Here is a 17,358-nt window from a genome sequence, read left to right on the forward strand (position 1 = left end):
TAGCAGGACAACAAGAAAATGCCGCTCGCCGCGAAAGGCATGCTGCTGACGTCGATGAATATCGACGCAGCCGATGAGGCCGATTTCAACCGCTGGTATGATCGCGAGCATCTGGAAGAGCGCGTCGCGATCGAGGGATTCTTCGAAGCGCGGCGCTATGTCGCGCATGCCGCCAATCCCAAATATCTCTGCCTGTATTCGACCGCGGCGCTCGACGTGCTCGACAGCCCCGCCTACAAGGCGCGGCTCGCGAACCCAACCGACTGGTCGCGGCAGACCATGGCGCGTTTCAAGGACATGCTCCGCGTCGTCGCGCGTATCACCATCAGCAATGGCACCGGACGCGGGGCTGCGCTCGGCGTGGTACGGCTGCGGCCGACGCCCGACAATGCCGGAGCGTGGCGTGATGCACTGCAAGAAAGGCTGGCGCCGGACAGGCGCGACGGCATCGTCTCGATGCACCTGCTCGAAAGCGAGCCCGAACTGTCGGGCGCAACGGCGGAAATACCGGCGCGCAACGAGGGCGCGCGCGACTGGTTCGTACTGATCGACGGCACGCATGTCGGCGCGGTCTCCGCCGTCATCGCCGAGCGCTTCACCGGTCCTGCGGCGGCGCCGCTGCCACCTCCCGTGTCCGTCGGCACCTACTGCCTGATGTGGGACCTCGCGAAGAGCGATATCGCGCAGAACTGATCTCACAATGACGATGTGGAGGCAGGCGTGCGCCTCTCCTCCGTCATTCCGGGGCGGCGCGCAGCGACGAGCCCGGAATCCATTTGTCCGCTGGCTCCGCGGTCCGATGGATTCCGGGCTCACGCCTATCGGCGCGCCCCGGAATGACGGAAGGTGATGCTGCAGCGCACGCTGCATAGCATGCCGCCGTTAATGCCATGCGCGCGTGGCTCCCATGAAAGCCGATGATCGCGCAACTTTGCCGTTGTACTTCGGAACGGTTCTAATAAGCTAACCCAATGACGTCATTCAGAAACCGGATCGAGACGCGTTAGCGTCCGCCAAGCTCAAGAAAAGGCCGCGGGGTCTTTGAGCCTGCGCGGACAGGGTAGGAATGAAACCGACCGATATTGCGGCCCCCGACTACTTTCACAAAGTGGTCGATTGCCAATGGGCCTGTCCTGCGCACACCCCGGTTCCCGAATACATCCGATTGATCGCACAGGGCCGCTACAGCGACGCCTATATGATCAATTGGAAATCGAACGTGTTTCCCGGAATTCTGGGACGCACCTGCGACCGTCCCTGCGAGCCCGCGTGCCGTCGCGGACGCGTCGAGGAGACTCCGGTGGCGATCTGCCGCCTCAAGCGGGTCGCCGCGGACTTCAAGGACGACATCAGGCAGCGCCTGCCGCGACCCAGCCCGAAGAACGGCAAGCGTGTTGCGCTGGTCGGCGGCGGCCCCGCGTCGCTGACGGTTGCGCGCGATCTCGCGCCGCTCGGCTATCACTGCACGGTGTTCGATGCCGATCCGGAAGCCGGCGGCATGATGCGCACGCAGATCCCGAAATTCCGCCTGCCCAATTCGGTGATCGACGAGGAGACCGGCTACATCCTGGGTCTCGGCGTCGACTTCATGGGCGGTCACCGCATCGACAGCATGAAGGCGCTGCTCGCGGAGAAGTACGACGCCATCTTCGTCGGCTCCGGCGCACCGCGCGGCCGCGAGCTCGACATTCCCGGCCGGAAGGAAGCAGCGGCCAACGTCCACATCGGCATCGAATGGCTGGCCTCGGTCTCGTTCGGCCACATCGACAAGATTGGCAAGCGCGTGATCGTGCTCGGCGGCGGCAACACCGCGATGGATTGCTGCCGCACCGCGCGCCGGCTCGGCGGCGAAGACGTCAAGGTGGTCGTGCGCTCCGGCTTCGAGGAGATGAAGGCCTCGCCCTGGGAGAAGGAGGATGCGATCCACGAGGATATTCCGATCCTCAACTTCCTCGTCCCCGTCGCCTTCATCCATGACAATGGCAAGCTCACCGGCGTCACCTTCCAGAAGGTGAAGGCCGAATACGATGCCAAGGGCCGCCGCAACCTCGTACCCTCGGGCGAGCCGGACCAGACGTTCGCATGCGACGACGTGCTGGTTGCAGTCGGCCAGGAGAACGCCTTCCCCTGGATCGAGCAGGATTGCGGCATCGAATTCGACAAATGGCACATGCCCAAGGTCGATCCGAAGACCTTCGTCTCGACCAACCCGAAAGTGTTTTTCGGCGGCGACGCCGCGTTCGGACCGAAGAACATCATCTGGGCGGTCGCGCACGGCCATGACGCCGCGCTGTCGATCCACAAGATGCTCTCAGGCGAGGCGATCGACGAACGACCGCTGCCGGAGGTGCATGTCTCCTCGCAGAAGATGGGCATCCACGAATGGAGCTATGACAACGACATCTCGGTCGACAAGCGCTACAAGGTGCCGCATCGCGACAAGGTGGTCGCGCTCAAGGACATCCGTGCCGAGGTCGAGCTCGGCTATGACGTCAAGCTGGCGCTCGGCGAGGCGCATCGCTGCCTGAACTGCGATGTGCAGACCGTGTTCTCGACCTCGCTCTGCATCGAGTGCGATGCCTGCGTCGACATCTGCCCGATGGATTGCATCACCTTTACGGGCAACGGCGAGGAAAGCGACCTGCGCCAGCGCCTGAAGGCGCCTTCACTGCATCCGGACCAGGACCTCTACGTGTCCAGCGACCTCAAGACCGGACGCGTGATGGTCAAGGACGAGGACGTCTGCCTGCATTGCGGGCTGTGCGCCGAGCGTTGTCCCACCGGCGCCTGGGACATGCAGAAATATCTCATCGATATGACCCACGCAGGTTCGACATGTCCGACAAAAAGCCGATCAGCAGCGTAAACGACTTCGTCGTCCGCTTCGCCAACGTCAACGGCTCGGGCTCGGCCAGCGCCAACGAGATGTTCGCGCGGGCGATCCTGCGCCATGGCGTTCCGGTGTCCCCGCGCAACATCTTCCCCTCCAACATCCAGGGCCTGCCGACCTGGTACGAGGTGCGGGTGACGGAAGACGGCCATCTCGGCGCCCGCGGCGGCGTCGACATGATGGTGGCGATGAACCCGCAGACCTGGGACAAGGACGTCGCCGGCATCGAGCCCGGCGGCTATTTGTTCTACGATTCCACCAAGCCGATGCCGTCGACCAAATTCCGCGACGACATCACCGTGATCGGCGTGCCGCTCACCGCCATCACCAACTCGACCTATACCGACCCGCGCCAGCGCCAGCTGTTCAAGAACATCATCTATCTGGGCGCGCTATCCGCGCTGCTCGACATGGATCCGAAGCTGATCGAGCAGCTGATCGGCGAGCAGTACAAGGGCAAGGAGAAGCTGCTCTCCTCCAACGTCCACGCACTGCATCTCGGCCGCGACTGGGCGCTGCAGAACCTGAAATGCCCGATCGGGCTCAGGGTGAAGAAGTCCGACAAGGTCGGCGACCGCATCTTCATCGAAGGCAACAGCGCCGCCGCGCTCGGCGCAGTCTATGGCGGCGCCACGGTGTGCGCGTGGTATCCGATCACGCCGTCCTCGTCCGTGGCGGAGGCTTTCACCGCCCATTGCAAGAAGTACCGGCACGATCCGGAGACCGGCAAGGCGAAATACGCGATCGTGCAGGGCGAGGACGAGCTGGCTTCCATCGGCATCGTCATTGGCGCCTCCTGGAACGGCGCCCGCGCCTTCACCGCGACATCCGGCCCCGGCATCTCCCTGATGACGGAGTTCATCGGTCTCTCCTATTTCGCCGAGATCCCGGCCGTGATCATGAACATTCAGCGTGCCGGCCCCTCCACGGGCATGCCGACCCGCACCCAGCAATGCGACATCATCGCCTGCGCCTATGCCTCGCATGGCGACACCAAGCATGTGCTGCTGTTTCCGGAGGATCCCGCCGAGGCGTTCGAGTTCGCGGCCGCCGCCTTCGATCTCGCCGAGCGACTCCAGACCACCATCTTCCTGATGCTCGATCTCGACATCGGCATGAACCACCGGCTCTCCCGTCCGCTGAAATGGGACGACGCCCGGCAGTACGACCGCGGCAAGATCATGACCGCGGAGATGCTTGAAGAGGGTCGCGACTTCGGCCGCTATCTCGACGTCGATGGTGACGGCATTCCCTACCGCACCTATCCCGGCACGCATCCGACCAAGGGCTCCTATTTCACCCGCGGCACCTCGCGCGACCGCTATGCGCGTTACTCCGAGGAAGGCTCGGTCTATGCCGACAACATGCAGCGCCTGGTGCGCAAGTTCGAGAGCGCGCAGGACCTGGTGCCGCGGCCGCTGCAGGCCAACGCGGAACGGCCGACCAAATATGGCGTGATCTATTTCGGCTCGACCTCGCCGGCGATGGACGAGGCGATCGGGTTGCTCGAGGCGCGCGGGCATCAGTTGGACCGCCTGCGGATCCGCGCCTTCCCGTTCCACTCGAGCGTGGCGAGCTTTCTCGCCGAGCACGACTTCGTCTACGTGGTCGAGCAGAACCGCGACAGCCAGCTGCGCCAGCTCATCGTCAACGAGAACGGTATCGACCCGGTGCGGCTCGTGCCGATCGTGCATTACGACGGCACACCGATTACCGCCCGCTTCATCGCAAAAGCCATTGGCGACCACCAGGATCACCTCAAGGTGACCCCGCTCCGCAAGGCCGTGTCATGATCTACATCTTACTCTCTCCGTCATGCCCGGGCTTGACCCGGGCATCCACGCCTTTCTTCGTTGCAGCCAAGACGTGGATGGCCCGGTCAAGCCCGGCCATGACGCCGCGGAAGCTTCAGGTGCTCGCATGACCTACATTGCAAAACCGAAATTCCATCATCCGGGCCTGAAGAAGAACGAGCTCGGCTACACCCACCGCGACTACGAGGGCAAGATCTCGACGCTGTGCGCCGGCTGCGGCCACGATTCGATCACCGCCTCGATCATCGAGGCCTGCTACGAGCTCTCGATCGAGCCGCACCGGGTGGCAAAGATCTCCGGCATCGGGTGCTCGTCGAAGACGCCGGACTATTTCCTCGGCAATTCGCACGGCTTCAACTCGGTGCACGGCCGCATGCCGTCAGTGCTGACCGGCGCCAACCTCGCCAACCGCGACCTGATCTATCTCGGCGTCTCCGGCGACGGCGATTCCGCCTCGATCGGCTTCGGCCAGTTCGCGCACTCGATCCGGCGCGGCGTCAACATGACCTATATCGTCGAGAACAACGGCGTCTACGGCCTGACCAAGGGCCAGTTCTCGGCGACCGCCGACCGCGGCTCGAAGAGCAAGAAGGGCGTCACCAACACCGACAATGCGATCGACCTCGTCGCGATCGCCCTGCAACTCGGCGCCACCTTCGTCGCGCGCTCGTTCTCCGGCGACAAGACCCAGCTGGTGCCGCTGATCGCGGCCGCGATCCGCCACAAGGGCGCGTCCTTCATCGACGTCATCAGCCCCTGCATCGCCTTCAACAACCACGCCGGCTCGACCAAGAGTTTCGACTATGTCCGCGAGCACAATGACGCGGTGAACCGGCTCGACGTGCTGGTCGGCCGCGATCCGATCGCCGTCGATTACGCGCCGGGCACGGTACAGGTGGTCGAGCAGCACGACGGCAGCAAGATTGCGCTGCGCAAGATCGATGCCGACTACGATCCGCACGACCGTCTGGGGGCGATGACCTTCCTGCAGAAGCACGCCGCCAAGGGCCAGATCGTCACCGGCCTGCTCTATGTCGACCCCGACGCCGAAGACCTGCACGAGCATCTCAACACGGTCGAGACGCCGCTCAACACGCTGGAGGCGGACACGCTGTGCCCGGGCTCGGCGGTGCTGGACAAGATCAACGCCAGCCTGCGGTGATCATCTGCGCCGTACCGGACCGGGCTGCCTGACTCGCACGGTGATCTTGTCGGACACGACAGGCGGTTCGAACGGATAGTGCTTCGCATCGCCGAGCACCAATTGCAGCGTGTGCGCGCCGGGCGGAAGCTCGAGAAAAGTCTCGGTCTGCCCTGCACCGAAATGCAGGTGGGACTTGTCCTGCGGGATCGGCTCCTTGGGATCGATGGGATCCTTGACGTCGACCAGCAAATGATGATGACCGGCGTTCTGGTAGTCATCGCCAGCATGCGTCACGCCCATGTTGCGCAGGCCGAACCGGACCCAAAACCCACCACGGACCTTCTGCCCGTCCTGTGGGGTGATGAAATAGAGCTTTGCGTCTTTGGGTGCGGTCTTGCCCTGAGAGTAGGCAGCGCCCGGCAGCAATGCGAGCGCCGCCGCCAGCGCGGCGCAGCAAACGATCTTCATCAAACCTACTCCAGCTCCAAAGCGCGATGCGATCAGAATCGTCATCGCGCTTTCCGTTATCGTTTGAGCATGATCTTTTTCGGAAAACCGCTGCACACGTTTCCGGATCATGCTTTAGGGACTGAGCGCGACACGGAATCCATGCGTCGGGTAGCGGACATTGGTATCGTAGCCATCGCGGTTGGACGGCCGCACATATCTCGAATCGTTCTTCCAGGAGCCCGAGCGCAGGACGTGCGATGAGCAGTCATCGCTCGTCCATGCCGAACCGTCGACCGGCGCACCCTGATAGCTCTTGTGCCAGCAGTCCTCGACCCACTGGTCGATGCCGCCGCCCATGTCGTGGAGTCCGAATGGATTGGGCTTGAAGCTGCCGACCTTCGCCGGTTGCTCGGCGGCGAGGTCGCCGCAATCCTTGCATCCGGCCATGCCCGGCTGGAGCTTGTCGCCCCACCAATACTTGGTTTGCGTTCCGCCGCGGGCCGCGTATTCCCATTCGGCCTCGCTTGGGAGCCGGTACTGCTTTTTCGTCGCCTGCGACAGAAAGGCGGCATATTGCTGCGCGTCAGTCCAGCTCACGTTGCTGACCGGCGCATCGTCCTTGCCGGTCGCGGTGAAACCACACGCGTTCGCAGCCGCGCATTCGTTCCACTCCCGCACCGTCACCGGATATTTCCCGATCGAGAACGGCTTGACCGTGACCTGGTGGACGGGACGCTCGGTCGGATCATCATTGCTTCCCATCGCGAAACTGCCGCCGCGAATGGCGATCATTTCGGGCTCGCGTACCGGCGTCGAGGACGCGCTTGGCGCAGGTGCGGGCGATGAAGGCGCCGAAGCCAATGAGGGAGATGGTTGCGGCGCCTGCGTCGCCGCTTCGCGCGGCGGCGCTTGCGGGACCGGGGATGGCGCCGGAGAAGCGGCGGGCGTTGCGACCTGCTCGCCCACCCTGCCCTGAGGCTGTGCCAGCATATACCAGAGTGCGCCGGCGGCAATGACGAGCAGCGTGATGCCCAGCAGAAAGATCAGCGTGTTCTCGCGCCGGCTTCTCGTCTTGCCGACGGCATCTGCATCCGGGAGCACGCGATAGACGCGCACGGGATCGGTGATGTTCTTGACCTTGCGGTCTCCGAGCGACTCATAGCCGCACACGACCTTGTGCTTGATCTGTTCGTAGATCGCGCCGGAGATGTAGACCTGCCCCGGTTCCGCGATGCCCTCGATGCGCGTGGCGATGTTGACGCCGTCGCCATAGATGTCGTCCGGCTCGACGATGACATCGCCGAGATTGACGCCGATTCGATATTCGAGCCGGGAATGCTTGGGAAGCGAGGCGTTGCGACCGATGAGATTTTGCTGGATGACGATGCTGCATCGGACAGCCTCCACTGGACTGTCGAAGATGGCGATGAAGCCGTCGCCGGTCGTCTTCACCAGGCTTCCGTGGTGTTCGATGATGCTGGGCTGGATGAGATCCCGCTCGATCCGCTTGACGCGAACATGCGTGCCTTCCTCGTCGGCCTGCATCAACCGACTGTAGGAGGCGATGTCACCGACGATGATCGCGGCGAGACGACGAGGCACTCCGCTGTGGGGCGGCGGCTCATCCTGATTTCCGGATCTGAAGTTGCGAATTTCGCCCATGCGGGGGGACTCCAGAAACTTGCGAGGCAGTCCCAGCTTACGACTGCCAGAGGCGGCCGTCTGTGAAGGCTATCACATTGACGAACCGAGACAATGTCGCAGCGATCGCCGGCGTCGGGTTCCAAAGAACCAGGGCGCTGCACCCATTGAACCTTCTTGATCGCAGCAATGACTAAGGCCCGACGAAGGGCTACTGGCCCGTGTGCCCTGCACGCTGCTCACACGCGACGTGCGAACGTTGAACGCAGTGCATCTGCCGGGCGTCTAACGGACAGCAGTTCTGTTGTGCTGCGGCAAAGTCGTCACCCGCCCGAGGCCGTCATGAAGCTCTCCCTCATTGCTGCCATAGCTTTCGCTGCCCTGACCGGCGTCGCCCACGCGGATGAGGCCGACAACGTCCGGGAGACCACAAAGGCCGAAGCCGACGCCTTCAACGCGCGGCTCTATGCGGAGATGCCCGGCACCAAGTCCTATGCCTGCTTCGTCCGTCGCTACGATGCCGAGCATCTGGCACGGCATCCCAAGCAGAAGGTAGCTTCCATGAAGCTGCTGATCTCGGCGGAAATCGACAAGGAGGACAAGCAGCTGCACAATTCCTTCCGTCTGGGTTTTCGCTATCGCCATCGCTCCGGCGATTTCGACTCCAGCGGCTCGTGCGGCAGCCACGCGGTGCTTCTCAGTCAGGGGGACGAGGTCCGCATGGGCTGCGGCGTGGACTGCGAAGGCGGCGGGATCGAAGTGGCGCTGTCCAGGGACGACAAGTCCGCGATCATCCGCCTCGAGCGGATCAGGGTCTGGCAGAACAACAAGCCGGACGACGAAGCCGAGCAATCGCTGGTCGCCGGCGCCGATGACAAGATCTTCCGTCTCGACCGCACCGACAACAGCGAGTGCGCGTCGCTCGTGACCGACCGCAAGGAACTCGCCGCACTGCGCCACAAGTGATATCTGTCGCGCGAGCGCAGTCCAGCCGAAGGAGATCGCCATGAACCGCCGGAACATCTTGTGGAGCGCCGTCTCGGCCCTGGGTGCGGCGCTGGGTGCCTCCAGCGCGAAAGCCGCGACGGAAGCCGGCGCGCCCAACAAGCTGAAGGTCGTCTATCACCTCAGCGAGGCCGAGAAGGTCAATTTCGTGCTCGGCAACATCCAGAACCACATCGATGGCGTCGGTGGTCCCGAGCATGTGACCCTTGCGCTGGTGATCCACGGACCGGCGCTCAAGGCGTTTCACTCGGCGCAGGCCAATCCCGATGTCAGCAAGCGCGTCGGCGATTTCTCCAAGGACGGCATCGAGCTCGCCGCCTGCGGCAACACGATGAAGGCGCAGAACGTGACGCTGAAGGAGCTCCTGCCGGGCTTCGTCAGCGCCGAGAAGGGCGGCGTGGTTCGGTTGGCCGAACTGCAATCGCAGGGGTATTTGTATCTGCGGCCGTAAGGCACTGCACTTGCCACGAGAGAGGTGCACTCCCTCCCCCGCCTGCGGGGGAGGGTTGGGGAGAGGGTGTCTCGGCGATGGGACAATCCCCTAGAGGAAAGAGCCCTCACCCGGCGCACGGGACGATGCTGCGCATCGCCCGGGCGCGCCGACCTCTCCCGCGAGCAAGCGGGAGAGGTAAGAGGAGCCCGCGGATGCCTTTCGCTTCAAAGCTACCAGCGCGGCCAATCTCACTTGACTTACCCATAACTCCACGGTTATGAATTTATCCATAACTTCCTGGTTATGGATCTCGCATGTCCGCCACCCACGACCTGCTGTTCAGGACGCTCGCCGACCCGACCCGTCGGGCGATCTTCGAGCGGCTGTGCCGCGAGGGGGAGCAGACCGTCGGGGCGCTGACGGCGCGATCCGGCGTGTCCCAGCCGGCGGTGTCGAAACATCTCGGCGCCCTGAAGCAGGCTGGCCTCGTGCGCGACCGACACGAAGGACGCCAGACCCATTACAGCGCGCGGCCCGGTGCGCTCAATCCGCTGATCGACTGGACCGGACAGATGGCCGGGTTCTGGCAGAATCGGCTCGACGCGCTCGACGATCTCCTGAAGAGGATGGACCAATGACCGAAACCACGACCGAGAAGCGTTCCGTCATCATCGAGCGCGAATTTGCCTATCCGGCTGAACGGATCTGGCGCGCGCTGACGCAGCCGCATCTGATCGAGGAATGGCTGATGAAGAACGACTTCAAGCCGACCGTCGGCCACCGTTTCAACCTGCGCGGCGAATGGGGCGGCGTGCTGGACTGCGAGGTGCTCACCATCGAGCCGCAGAAGACGCTCGCCTACACCTGGAATTTCTCGCATGAGGACGCCGCGTTCGACCTCAAGAGCGTGGTGACCTTCACGCTCACGCCGACGAACGCCGGTACGCATCTACGCGTCGAGCAGGCGGGCTTCAGCCCGAAGCAGAAGCAGGCTTTTGGCGGCGCGCATGCGGGCTGGAAGCAGTTTCTGGCCAAGCTGGACGAGGTGCTGGCGCGGGCAGGCTAAAGCCTCCGCCGGTTGTCTCTTCCGATCAATCTCCAAAGAGGACCCAATGAGCACGCATATGTGGATTCGGCAAATTCATCGCTGGCTGTCGATGGCCTTCACCCTCGCGGTCATCGCCAACATCGTGGCGATGATCATGCAGCTCCAGGCCGTGTGGATCGGCTTCCTGGCGCTCGTCCCGCTGATCCCGCTGCTTGCGACCGGGCTCTATCTGTTCGCGCTGCCCTATGTCGGCCGACGCAGCGGCGTGCGCAGCGAGGCCAGATCATGAAGAAGGCTGCGACGGCGAAGAATGGCGCCACGAAGGACACGGATGGAGCTTCCCCCTCCAAGCTGATCGACGGCCGGATCAGGGAGCTCGGCGACTGGCGCGGCGAGATGCTGGGACGCATCCGCGGCTTGATCAGGGAGGCCGATCCCGATGTGCTCGAAGAGTGGAAATGGCGCGGCGTTCCCGTGTGGGAGCACGACGGCATCATCTGCACCGGCGAGACCTACAAGGCCGTGGTGAAGATGACCTTTGCCAGGGGCGCGGCGCTGGAGGATCCGGCGGGCCTTTTCAACTCCAGCCTCGACGGCAATTTGCGCCGCGCGATCGATATTCGCGAAGGCGAGACCATCAACGAGAAGGCGTTGAAGGCGCTGATCCGGGCGGCGGTGGAGTTGAATACGTCCAAGGCGAAGAAGAAGACGGCGAAGCGACCTGCCTAGAGCATGATCCGGAAAAGTGTGAAGCGATTTTCCGAGAAGATCATGCTCAAACAAAGACCTAAAGCGCGATGACGATTCATCCAAATCTCATCGCGCTTTAGGCACGATGTGTCCACGTAATCTCCTGAGCCGCCGCGGACTCCACCTCTCCCGCTTGCGGGAGAGGTCGGCGCATAGCGCCGGGTGAGGGCTCTCTCCTCTGGGGGAATCCCACCGCGGAGACACCCTCTCCCCAACCCTCCCCCGCTTGCGGGGGAGGGAGCGCACCTTCGCCGGCGCGCTAAAGCGCGATGCGATGAGGATGAAGCGTCATCGCATCGCGCTTTAGGTTGTTGTTTAAGCATGATCTTTTCGGAAAACCGCTGCGCACTTTTCCGGATCATGCTTTAGCTGAGTTTCAGCCAATCAGGCGTCACGCCTAACCAACGCCTTCAGGCCACCGCGGCCGGGATCGGCCGCGGGCTCACGACATATTCGCGCAGGACCTTGTCGTTGGCATCGACCTCGATCAGCGCAACGTCGTAGGTCCAGAGATCGGCGAGATGCTGGAGCACCCGCTTGGCATCGGTCTCGTTGAGCTGCGAGCCCTTGATGACGTGGTGATGCAGGATCAACCGGCGGTCGCCGGCGAGATCGACGTCGACCACCTCGATATTGGCGTCGATATAGCCGACATCGTGCTGCCGCGCCAACTCGCGCCGCACGCGGCGGAAGCCGCGCTCGTCGTGGATGGCATCGACCCGGATGCCGGCGCGCTCCTCGGGATCGTCGTGCAGGTGGAACATGCGGAAGTGCCGCATCAATTTGGGACTCAGGAACTGGCCGATGAAGCTCTCGTCGCGGTAATTGGCCCAGACGTCGCGCAGCACGCCCATGACGTCGTTCTTGCCGGCGATGTCGGGGAACCATTCGCGGTCCTCGTCCTCCGGCCTGGTGACGATGCGCTCGATGTCCTGCATCACGGCGAAGCCGAGCGCATAGGGGTTGAAGCCCGAGAACCGCGGATCGTCGAATTCGGGCTGGAACACGACGTTGGTGTGCGATCCCAGGAATTCGAGGAAGTTGCCGTCGGTGATGCGGCCCTGCTGATGCAGCTGGGTCATGATGCGGTAGTGAACGTAGGTGGCCGTCCCCTCGTTCATCACCTTGGTCTGGCTCTGCGGATAGAAATACTGCGCGATGTGGCGGACGATGCGGAGCAACTCGCGCTGCCAGGGCGCCAGCCGCGGCGCGCTCTTCTCCAGGAAATAGAGCAAATTCTCCTGCGGCAGGCCGAGCAGCTTGCGGCGCCGCTCGACGCTGAGAGCCGCACGGGTCTTGCTCTTGCCGGCCGGCACGGTGCGCCAGAGATCGTTGAAGACCTCCTCCTCGTGCTGGCGGCGGCGCCCTGCCCGCTTCTCCTCGGCGCGCAGGTCGAGCTTCTTCTTGCCGGGATAGCGGTCGATGCCGTGCGACATCAGCGCGTGCGCGGCATCGAGCGTGCGCTCGACCTCGATGCGGCCGTAGCGGTCCTCGCACTGCATGACGTAGTTCTTGGCGAAGTCGAGATAATCCAGGATGCCGTCGGCATCGGTCCACTGCTTGAACAGATAATTGTTCTTGAAGAAATGGTTGTGGCCGAAGGCAGCGTGCGCGATCACCAGCGTCTGCATCGTCGCCGTGTTCTCCTCCATCAGATAGGAGATGCAGGGCGAGGAGTTGATCACGATCTCATAGGCGAGCCCCATCAGGCCCTTGCGATAGGACGCCTCATGGAAGGCAAAGTGCTTGCCGAACGACCAGTGCTTGTAGAACAAGGGCATGCCGACCGAGGAATAGGCGTCCAGCATCTGCTCGGCAGTGATGACCTCGATCTGGTTCGGATAGACGTCGAGCCCGAGATCCTTCAACGCCACCTCCTCGCAGGCATCGGTGATGCGCTGCAAGGTGTGGAAATCCCAATCGGCGCCTTCGAACAATCGTTCCGTCATGGAGCGGTCTTCTCCTGGGCAGTTTCGCGGCGCTGGAACAAGTCGTGGAACACCGGAAAGATCTCGCTGCGCTCCGAGACCTTGCGCATCGAGAGCGGTGCGCCGCTGTTGCGCAGGCGCTCATAGAGCGTCCACAGCGAGGAGTCGGAGAGATCGAAGGCGCTGCCGCCTGATTCCCCGACCTCGAGATAGGCAAAGAACTGGCAGACCGGCAGGATCTTGTCGGTCAGCAGGAGCCCTGTGAGTTCGCCGTCGGAATAGGAATTGTCGCCGTCCGAGGCTTGCGCGGCGTAGATGTTCCAGTCCGACGGGTTGAAGCGCGCGCGCACGATCTCGTGCATCGCCTGGAGCGCGCTGGAGACCAGCGTGCCGCCCGAGGCCGGCCCGTAGAAGAAGGTTTGCTCGTCCACCTCCTCGGCGCGGTCGGTGTGGCGAATGAAGACGATCTCGACGTGCTTGTAGCGGCGCTTCAGGAACACGTAGAGCAGCATGTAGAAGCGCTTGGCCAGATCCTTCATGTGCTCGGACATCGAGCCGGAGACGTCCATCAGGCAGAACATCACGGCCTGCGCGACGGGCTTCGGCACCGTCTCGAATCGTCGGTAGCGGATGTCGAGCGGATCGATGAAGGGAATGCGCTTGGACTTCGCCTTCAGCCTTTCGAGCTCAGCGACCAGCACCGTGCGCTCGTCCTCGTCCGTGCATGCGGCGATGGCGGCTTCCAGCTCTTCGATCTCGTCCTTGCGGGGACGCTTGAGCGCGATGCGGCGGGCGAGCGCGAGCTTCACCGTCCGGCTCACCGAGATGTTGGCGGGCGAGCCGGACATGGTGTAGCCGGCGCGCTGGATGCCCTCGCTCTCGGTCTGCGCGATCTTGCGCTTGGCCAGATCCGGAAGCTCGAGATCGTCGAGGAACAGATCGACGAACTCGTCGCGGCTCAGCACGAAGCGGAAGGCGTCCTCGCTGTCGCCTTCGCCGGGGCCGGAATCCTTGGCGCTGCCCTGGCCGGAGCGCTGCAGATAGTCGCCTTCGACGAACTTCTTGTTGCCGGGCAGGACCATGTCCCGCGTTCCGCCTTCACGGCGGAAGCGCGGCTCGTGCATGCCGTCGAGCGGAATCGTGACTTCACCACCCTCCAGGACGTCCTTGATGTCGCGTTCCTGCGAGGTCTTCTTGACGGCGCCCTGCACCAGGGATTTGGCCCGACGCAAGAACCGCTGGCGGTTCTCAAGACTCTTGCCGCCTGGATTCAGGCGCCTGTCAATAATGTGGATGGGCACTTTTCCATTCGCCTCCCACGCGCCTCAACCGGCCTGCTTCACGCGCATGTACCATTCGACGAGCCGGCGAACCTGACGCTCGGTGTAGCCGCGCTCCACCATGCGTGCGACGAACTCGCCGTGCTTCTTCTCCGTCTCGCCGTCCTTCTTCGACCCGAAGGAGATGACCGGAAGCAGGTCCTCGACCTGGGAGAATATCCGCTTTTCGATCACATCGCGAATCTTCTCGTAGGAGGTCCAGGCCGGATTCTTGCCGCCGTTCTGGGCCCGCGACCGTAACGAGAATTTGACCACCTCGTTGCGGAAGTCCTTGGGGTTGGCGATACCCGCCGGCTTCTCGATTTTCGTCAGCTCCTGGTTCAAAAGCTCGCGATCGAGCAGCTGGCCGGTGTCGGGATCCTTGAAGTCCTGGTCCTCGATCCAGGCGTCGGCATAGTCGACGTAGCGATCGAACAGGTTCTGGCCATAATCCGAGTAGGATTCGAGATAGGCCTTCTGGATCTCGTTACCGATGAACTCGGCATAGCGCGGTGCGAGATCGGCCTTGATGAATTCGAGGTAGCGCTTCTCGACTTCCTCAGGAAGCTGTTCCCGCTTGATCGACTGCTCCAGCGCGTACATCAGATGCACGGCGTCGGCGGCGACCTCCTGCGGATCGTGGTTGAAGGTCGCGGCCAGGATCTTGAAGGCAAAGCGGGTCGAGACGCCGTCCATGCCCTCGTCGACGCCGGCGGCGTCGCGATATTCCTGGACGCTGCGCGCCTTCGGATCGGATTCCTTCAGGCTCTCGCCGTCGTAGACCCGCATCTTGGCGTACACCGTGGAATTCTCGTGCTTGCGCAGGCGCGACATCACCGAAAACCGCGCCAGTGTCTCCAGCGTCGAGGGCGCGCAGGGCGCCGCCGCGAGCTCGGAGCCCTGGATCAGCTTCTCGTAGATCTTCTGCTCTTCGGTGACCCTCAGGCAATAGGGCACCTTGATCACGCAGATGCGGTCGATGAAGGCTTCGTTGTTCTTGTTGGACTTGAAGCTCGCCCACTCGGCCTCGTTGGAGTGCGCGAGGATCACGCCCGTGAACGGGATCGCGCCGATGTTCTCGGTGCCGATGTAGTTGCCTTCCTGCGTCGCCGTCAGCAGCGGGTGGAGCATCTTGATCGGCGCCTTGAACATCTCGACGAACTCGAGCACGCCCTGGTTGGCGCGGTTGAGGCCGCCGGAATAGCTGTAGGCGTCGGGATCGTTCTGGGCGTAGGTCTCGAGCTTGCGGATGTCGACCTTGCCGACCAGCGAGGAGATGTCCTGGTTGTTCTCGTCACCGGGTTCGGTCTTGGCGATCGCGATCTGGCGCAGCCGCGACGGCTGAATCTTGGCGACGCGGAATTGCGAGATGTCGCCGCCGAAGGCCTCGAGCCGCTTGTAGCACCACGGGCTCATCAGGCCGGTGAGACGACGGCGCGGAATGCCGTACTTCTCTTCCAGCATCGGGCCGAGCTGATCGGGATCGAACAGGCTGAGCGGGCTTTCGAACACGGGCGAGAGTTCGTCGCCGGCCTTGAGCACGTAGATCGGATGCACTTCCATCAGCGACTTCAGCCGCTCGGCGAGCGACGACTTGCCGCCGCCGACCGGGCCGAGCAGATAAAGGATCTGCTTGCGCTCTTCCAAGCCTTGCGCCGCATGACGGAAGAAACCGACGATGCGCTCGATGGTTTCTTCCATGCCGTAGAAGCCGGCGAAGGCCGGATAGGTGCGGATCGTGCGGTTCAAAAAAATACGGCCAAGGCGTGGGTCCTTGGCCGTGTCAATCGTCTGGGGCTCACCGATCGCCGCTAGCAGTCGTTCGGCCGCGTTCGCGTATTTCATAGGATCGCTTCGACACGATTCCAGATATTCCGCCATCGACAAGTCGTGCTGGCTTCTCGCCTCGAACGACCGAGCGAAAGCGTTGAATAGAGAATCGTTGTACATGATCCCTCTCCGCGTGAGTTCCGCTACAAGCTGAAACGAAAGCAGTTACCGGACCGTTCCTCAGGCCGTTTCGAATCAGCGTGAGCACATGACGATCATTGGACACCCGGGTGCCAACTCGACGCAACGCACAACGTAGGCACTCCATGAGTTACGAACAGGCACATGCCTGTAATTTGTGCGAATCTTTGTCTATATTGGCTCATTTCCAGAAAATGTCACTCGGTCGCAACATCCGGGCATTCCCGGGGGTCGGTTCATCCGGCAATGCAGCATAGCGATCCCGGAGCGGCGATCTTATGACACTTGTACGGCGAACCCTTGTACGGCGAGCGGCGAGCCTTGGAGACCGCGTTCATCTTCCTGCTGCAATGCAGTGCGCGGGTTGCTGGCAGCGAGACAGTCGCGGCAAGCGCGCAGCAGTGTGTCGAAATCGGTCGCCAGGCCCTCCGACCGGATGACGATGTCGGTCATCCTGCGCACAGCCGGCCAAAGCGCGGATGGCGTACAGCTGCCGCCGCAACGCCGGCGTCGGCACGAACGTCTTGTGGCCGCAGCATTCTTCAGCCGAAATCTCCGCAATCGACTCCGGTCACCAAGCCGCACAGCGCGACGCCGGCATAGCCGATCGTCGTCTCGTAGTCGCCGAGCCCCTCCCGCCAATCGCAGGCAAGGCTTGCACTGAGCAAGGTCATGGCAAACCGCGCCGCGGACCCGCAGCAGCGTCGCGCATCGACTGATTTCGGGATCGCGCATTTCGAGATCGCACGATGCGTCGACGCTTACCGCAGGCGCAACCCATTGCTGGCTGTCGGCGACGGCGTCAAATCTTCATGACGGCGTGCATGCCTTTCCCCAGCATGGCCATTCGCGGCCACACAACATCACAACCACCCGCCTGGATCGCCATGATCGCGACGGAGTTACACCGGAGAGTATGACGCCCATACCCTTGATTGGTTCCCTCCCGGGAGCATGTAAGCTAC

The 17,358-nt window shown here is 63.0% G+C and carries 18 protein-coding genes; 11 read left to right on the forward strand and 7 right to left on the reverse strand.

From position 1 onward, the window contains the following. The first annotated feature begins 18 nt into the window (after positions 1 to 18). The 4 genes from ACSHT2_RS14195 to ACSHT2_RS14210 all read left to right on the forward strand — a co-directional run bounded on the left by ACSHT2_RS14195 (position 19) and on the right by ACSHT2_RS14210 (position 5,866). Positions 19 to 693, forward strand: coding sequence for a hypothetical protein (locus tag ACSHT2_RS14195; protein ID WP_440642111.1), 675 nt, complete (start codon positions 19 to 21; stop codon positions 691 to 693). Positions 694 to 1,066: 373 nt separating this feature from the next. Continuing rightward, positions 1,067 to 2,866 (forward strand): FAD-dependent oxidoreductase, encoded by a 1,800-nt coding sequence (locus tag ACSHT2_RS14200; protein ID WP_440642112.1) that lies wholly within the window; start codon positions 1,067 to 1,069, stop codon positions 2,864 to 2,866. Further along, complete coding sequence (locus ACSHT2_RS14205; RefSeq protein ID WP_440642113.1) at positions 2,836 to 4,683, forward strand: 2-oxoacid:acceptor oxidoreductase subunit alpha; 1,848 nt, start codon at positions 2,836 to 2,838, stop codon at positions 4,681 to 4,683. The genes ACSHT2_RS14200 and ACSHT2_RS14205 overlap by 31 nt, the downstream gene beginning before the upstream one ends. Before the next feature lie 127 nt (positions 4,684 to 4,810). Then, the gene (locus ACSHT2_RS14210) at positions 4,811 to 5,866 is read left to right on the forward strand and encodes a 2-oxoacid:ferredoxin oxidoreductase subunit beta (protein ID WP_440642114.1); all 1,056 of its coding nucleotides are present in this window, start codon (positions 4,811 to 4,813) and stop codon (positions 5,864 to 5,866) included. Here the strand turns inward: ACSHT2_RS14210 and ACSHT2_RS14215 are convergent, their stop codons facing one another. Both ACSHT2_RS14215 and ACSHT2_RS14220 read right to left on the reverse strand, forming a co-directional pair. Beyond that, positions 5,867 to 6,316, reverse strand: coding sequence for a DUF4399 domain-containing protein (locus ACSHT2_RS14215; RefSeq protein ID WP_440642837.1), 450 nt, complete (start codon positions 6,314 to 6,316; stop codon positions 5,867 to 5,869). A gap of 114 nt (positions 6,317 to 6,430) precedes the next feature. Then, positions 6,431 to 7,960 carry an SUMF1/EgtB/PvdO family nonheme iron enzyme gene (locus tag ACSHT2_RS14220; RefSeq protein WP_440642115.1) on the reverse strand — a complete coding sequence of 510 codons (1,530 nt, stop codon included), beginning with the start codon at positions 7,958 to 7,960 and terminating at the stop codon, positions 6,431 to 6,433. A gap of 321 nt (positions 7,961 to 8,281) precedes the next feature. On the opposite strand from ACSHT2_RS14220, the gene ACSHT2_RS14225 reads away from it, so the two are divergent. From ACSHT2_RS14225 to ACSHT2_RS14250, 6 genes are all read left to right on the forward strand, one after another. Further along, the gene (locus tag ACSHT2_RS14225) at positions 8,282 to 8,905 is read left to right on the forward strand and encodes a hypothetical protein (RefSeq protein ID WP_440642116.1); all 624 of its coding nucleotides are present in this window, start codon (positions 8,282 to 8,284) and stop codon (positions 8,903 to 8,905) included. Positions 8,906 to 8,945: 40 nt separating this feature from the next. Next, positions 8,946 to 9,395: a DsrE family protein gene (locus ACSHT2_RS14230; protein ID WP_440642117.1), complete on the forward strand. Its 450-nt coding sequence runs from the start codon at positions 8,946 to 8,948 to the stop codon at positions 9,393 to 9,395. A gap of 296 nt (positions 9,396 to 9,691) precedes the next feature. Beyond that, positions 9,692 to 10,015, forward strand: a complete 324-nt coding sequence (locus tag ACSHT2_RS14235) for an ArsR/SmtB family transcription factor (protein ID WP_028177515.1) — start codon at positions 9,692 to 9,694, stop codon at positions 10,013 to 10,015. Beyond that, positions 10,012 to 10,443, forward strand: a complete 432-nt coding sequence (locus tag ACSHT2_RS14240) for an SRPBCC family protein (protein WP_440642118.1) — start codon at positions 10,012 to 10,014, stop codon at positions 10,441 to 10,443. Before ACSHT2_RS14235 ends, ACSHT2_RS14240 begins: the two co-directional genes overlap by 4 nt. Before the next feature lie 46 nt (positions 10,444 to 10,489). Continuing rightward, positions 10,490 to 10,714: a hypothetical protein gene (locus ACSHT2_RS14245; protein ID WP_440642119.1), complete on the forward strand. Its 225-nt coding sequence runs from the start codon at positions 10,490 to 10,492 to the stop codon at positions 10,712 to 10,714. Next, the gene (locus ACSHT2_RS14250) at positions 10,711 to 11,154 is read left to right on the forward strand and encodes a DUF1801 domain-containing protein (protein ID WP_440642120.1); all 444 of its coding nucleotides are present in this window, start codon (positions 10,711 to 10,713) and stop codon (positions 11,152 to 11,154) included. The genes ACSHT2_RS14245 and ACSHT2_RS14250 overlap by 4 nt, the downstream gene beginning before the upstream one ends. A 431-nt stretch (positions 11,155 to 11,585) precedes the next feature. Here ACSHT2_RS14250 and ACSHT2_RS14255 read toward each other — a convergent pair whose 3' ends face one another. The 5 genes from ACSHT2_RS14255 to ACSHT2_RS14275 all read right to left on the reverse strand — a co-directional run bounded on the left by ACSHT2_RS14255 (position 11,586) and on the right by ACSHT2_RS14275 (position 17,067). Beyond that, positions 11,586 to 13,124: a SpoVR family protein gene (locus ACSHT2_RS14255; protein WP_440642121.1), complete on the reverse strand. Its 1,539-nt coding sequence runs from the start codon at positions 13,122 to 13,124 to the stop codon at positions 11,586 to 11,588. Further along, positions 13,121 to 14,398 carry a YeaH/YhbH family protein gene (locus ACSHT2_RS14260; RefSeq protein ID WP_440642838.1) on the reverse strand — a complete coding sequence of 426 codons (1,278 nt, stop codon included), beginning with the start codon at positions 14,396 to 14,398 and terminating at the stop codon, positions 13,121 to 13,123. The genes ACSHT2_RS14255 and ACSHT2_RS14260 overlap by 4 nt, the downstream gene beginning before the upstream one ends. A gap of 30 nt (positions 14,399 to 14,428) precedes the next feature. Then, entirely contained in the window at positions 14,429 to 16,372 is a 1,944-nt protein-coding gene (locus ACSHT2_RS14265) for a PrkA family serine protein kinase (RefSeq protein WP_440642122.1), read from the reverse strand. Positions 16,373 to 16,669: 297 nt separating this feature from the next. After that, positions 16,670 to 16,846, reverse strand: a complete 177-nt coding sequence (locus ACSHT2_RS14270) for a hypothetical protein (RefSeq protein WP_440642123.1) — start codon at positions 16,844 to 16,846, stop codon at positions 16,670 to 16,672. A gap of 89 nt (positions 16,847 to 16,935) precedes the next feature. Then, complete coding sequence (locus tag ACSHT2_RS14275) at positions 16,936 to 17,067, reverse strand: hypothetical protein (protein WP_440642124.1); 132 nt, start codon at positions 17,065 to 17,067, stop codon at positions 16,936 to 16,938. Here ACSHT2_RS14275 and ACSHT2_RS14280 point away from each other — a divergent pair. Beyond that, positions 17,066 to 17,209, forward strand: coding sequence for a hypothetical protein (locus ACSHT2_RS14280; RefSeq protein ID WP_440642125.1), 144 nt, complete (start codon positions 17,066 to 17,068; stop codon positions 17,207 to 17,209). The two genes, ACSHT2_RS14275 and ACSHT2_RS14280, sit on opposite strands and share 2 nt — an antisense overlap. Positions 17,210 to 17,358: the final 149 nt, after the last annotated feature.

It is taken from the genome of Bradyrhizobium sp. PUT101, from assembly GCF_052043945.1.
GTDB lineage: Bacteria > Pseudomonadota > Alphaproteobacteria > Rhizobiales > Xanthobacteraceae > Bradyrhizobium.

Excerpts from the sequence above, each read along its gene's own strand:
- ACSHT2_RS14195 (WP_440642111.1), top strand. The coding sequence starts at position 19 with ATGCCGCTCGCCGCGAAAGGCATGCTGCTGACGTCGATGAATATCGAC.
- ACSHT2_RS14200 (WP_440642112.1), top strand. The coding sequence starts at position 1,067 with ATGAAACCGACCGATATTGCGGCCCCCGACTACTTTCACAAAGTGGTC.
- ACSHT2_RS14205 (WP_440642113.1), top strand. The coding sequence starts at position 2,836 with ATGTCCGACAAAAAGCCGATCAGCAGCGTAAACGACTTCGTCGTCCGC.
- ACSHT2_RS14210 (WP_440642114.1), top strand. The coding sequence starts at position 4,811 with ATGACCTACATTGCAAAACCGAAATTCCATCATCCGGGCCTGAAGAAG.
- ACSHT2_RS14215 (WP_440642837.1), bottom strand. The coding sequence starts at position 6,316 with ATGAAGATCGTTTGCTGCGCCGCGCTGGCGGCGGCGCTCGCATTGCTG.
- ACSHT2_RS14220 (WP_440642115.1), bottom strand. The coding sequence starts at position 7,960 with ATGGGCGAAATTCGCAACTTCAGATCCGGAAATCAGGATGAGCCGCCG.
- ACSHT2_RS14225 (WP_440642116.1), top strand. The coding sequence starts at position 8,282 with ATGAAGCTCTCCCTCATTGCTGCCATAGCTTTCGCTGCCCTGACCGGC.
- ACSHT2_RS14230 (WP_440642117.1), top strand. The coding sequence starts at position 8,946 with ATGAACCGCCGGAACATCTTGTGGAGCGCCGTCTCGGCCCTGGGTGCG.
- ACSHT2_RS14235 (WP_028177515.1), top strand. The coding sequence starts at position 9,692 with ATGTCCGCCACCCACGACCTGCTGTTCAGGACGCTCGCCGACCCGACC.
- ACSHT2_RS14240 (WP_440642118.1), top strand. The coding sequence starts at position 10,012 with ATGACCGAAACCACGACCGAGAAGCGTTCCGTCATCATCGAGCGCGAA.
- ACSHT2_RS14245 (WP_440642119.1), top strand. The coding sequence starts at position 10,490 with ATGAGCACGCATATGTGGATTCGGCAAATTCATCGCTGGCTGTCGATG.
- ACSHT2_RS14250 (WP_440642120.1), top strand. The coding sequence starts at position 10,711 with ATGAAGAAGGCTGCGACGGCGAAGAATGGCGCCACGAAGGACACGGAT.
- ACSHT2_RS14255 (WP_440642121.1), bottom strand. The coding sequence starts at position 13,124 with ATGACGGAACGATTGTTCGAAGGCGCCGATTGGGATTTCCACACCTTG.
- ACSHT2_RS14265 (WP_440642122.1), bottom strand. The coding sequence starts at position 16,372 with ATGTACAACGATTCTCTATTCAACGCTTTCGCTCGGTCGTTCGAGGCG.
- ACSHT2_RS14270 (WP_440642123.1), bottom strand. The coding sequence starts at position 16,846 with ATGACCGACATCGTCATCCGGTCGGAGGGCCTGGCGACCGATTTCGAC.
- ACSHT2_RS14280 (WP_440642125.1), top strand. The coding sequence starts at position 17,066 with ATGGCAAACCGCGCCGCGGACCCGCAGCAGCGTCGCGCATCGACTGAT.
- ACSHT2_RS14275 (WP_440642124.1), bottom strand. The coding sequence starts at position 17,067 with ATGACCTTGCTCAGTGCAAGCCTTGCCTGCGATTGGCGGGAGGGGCTC.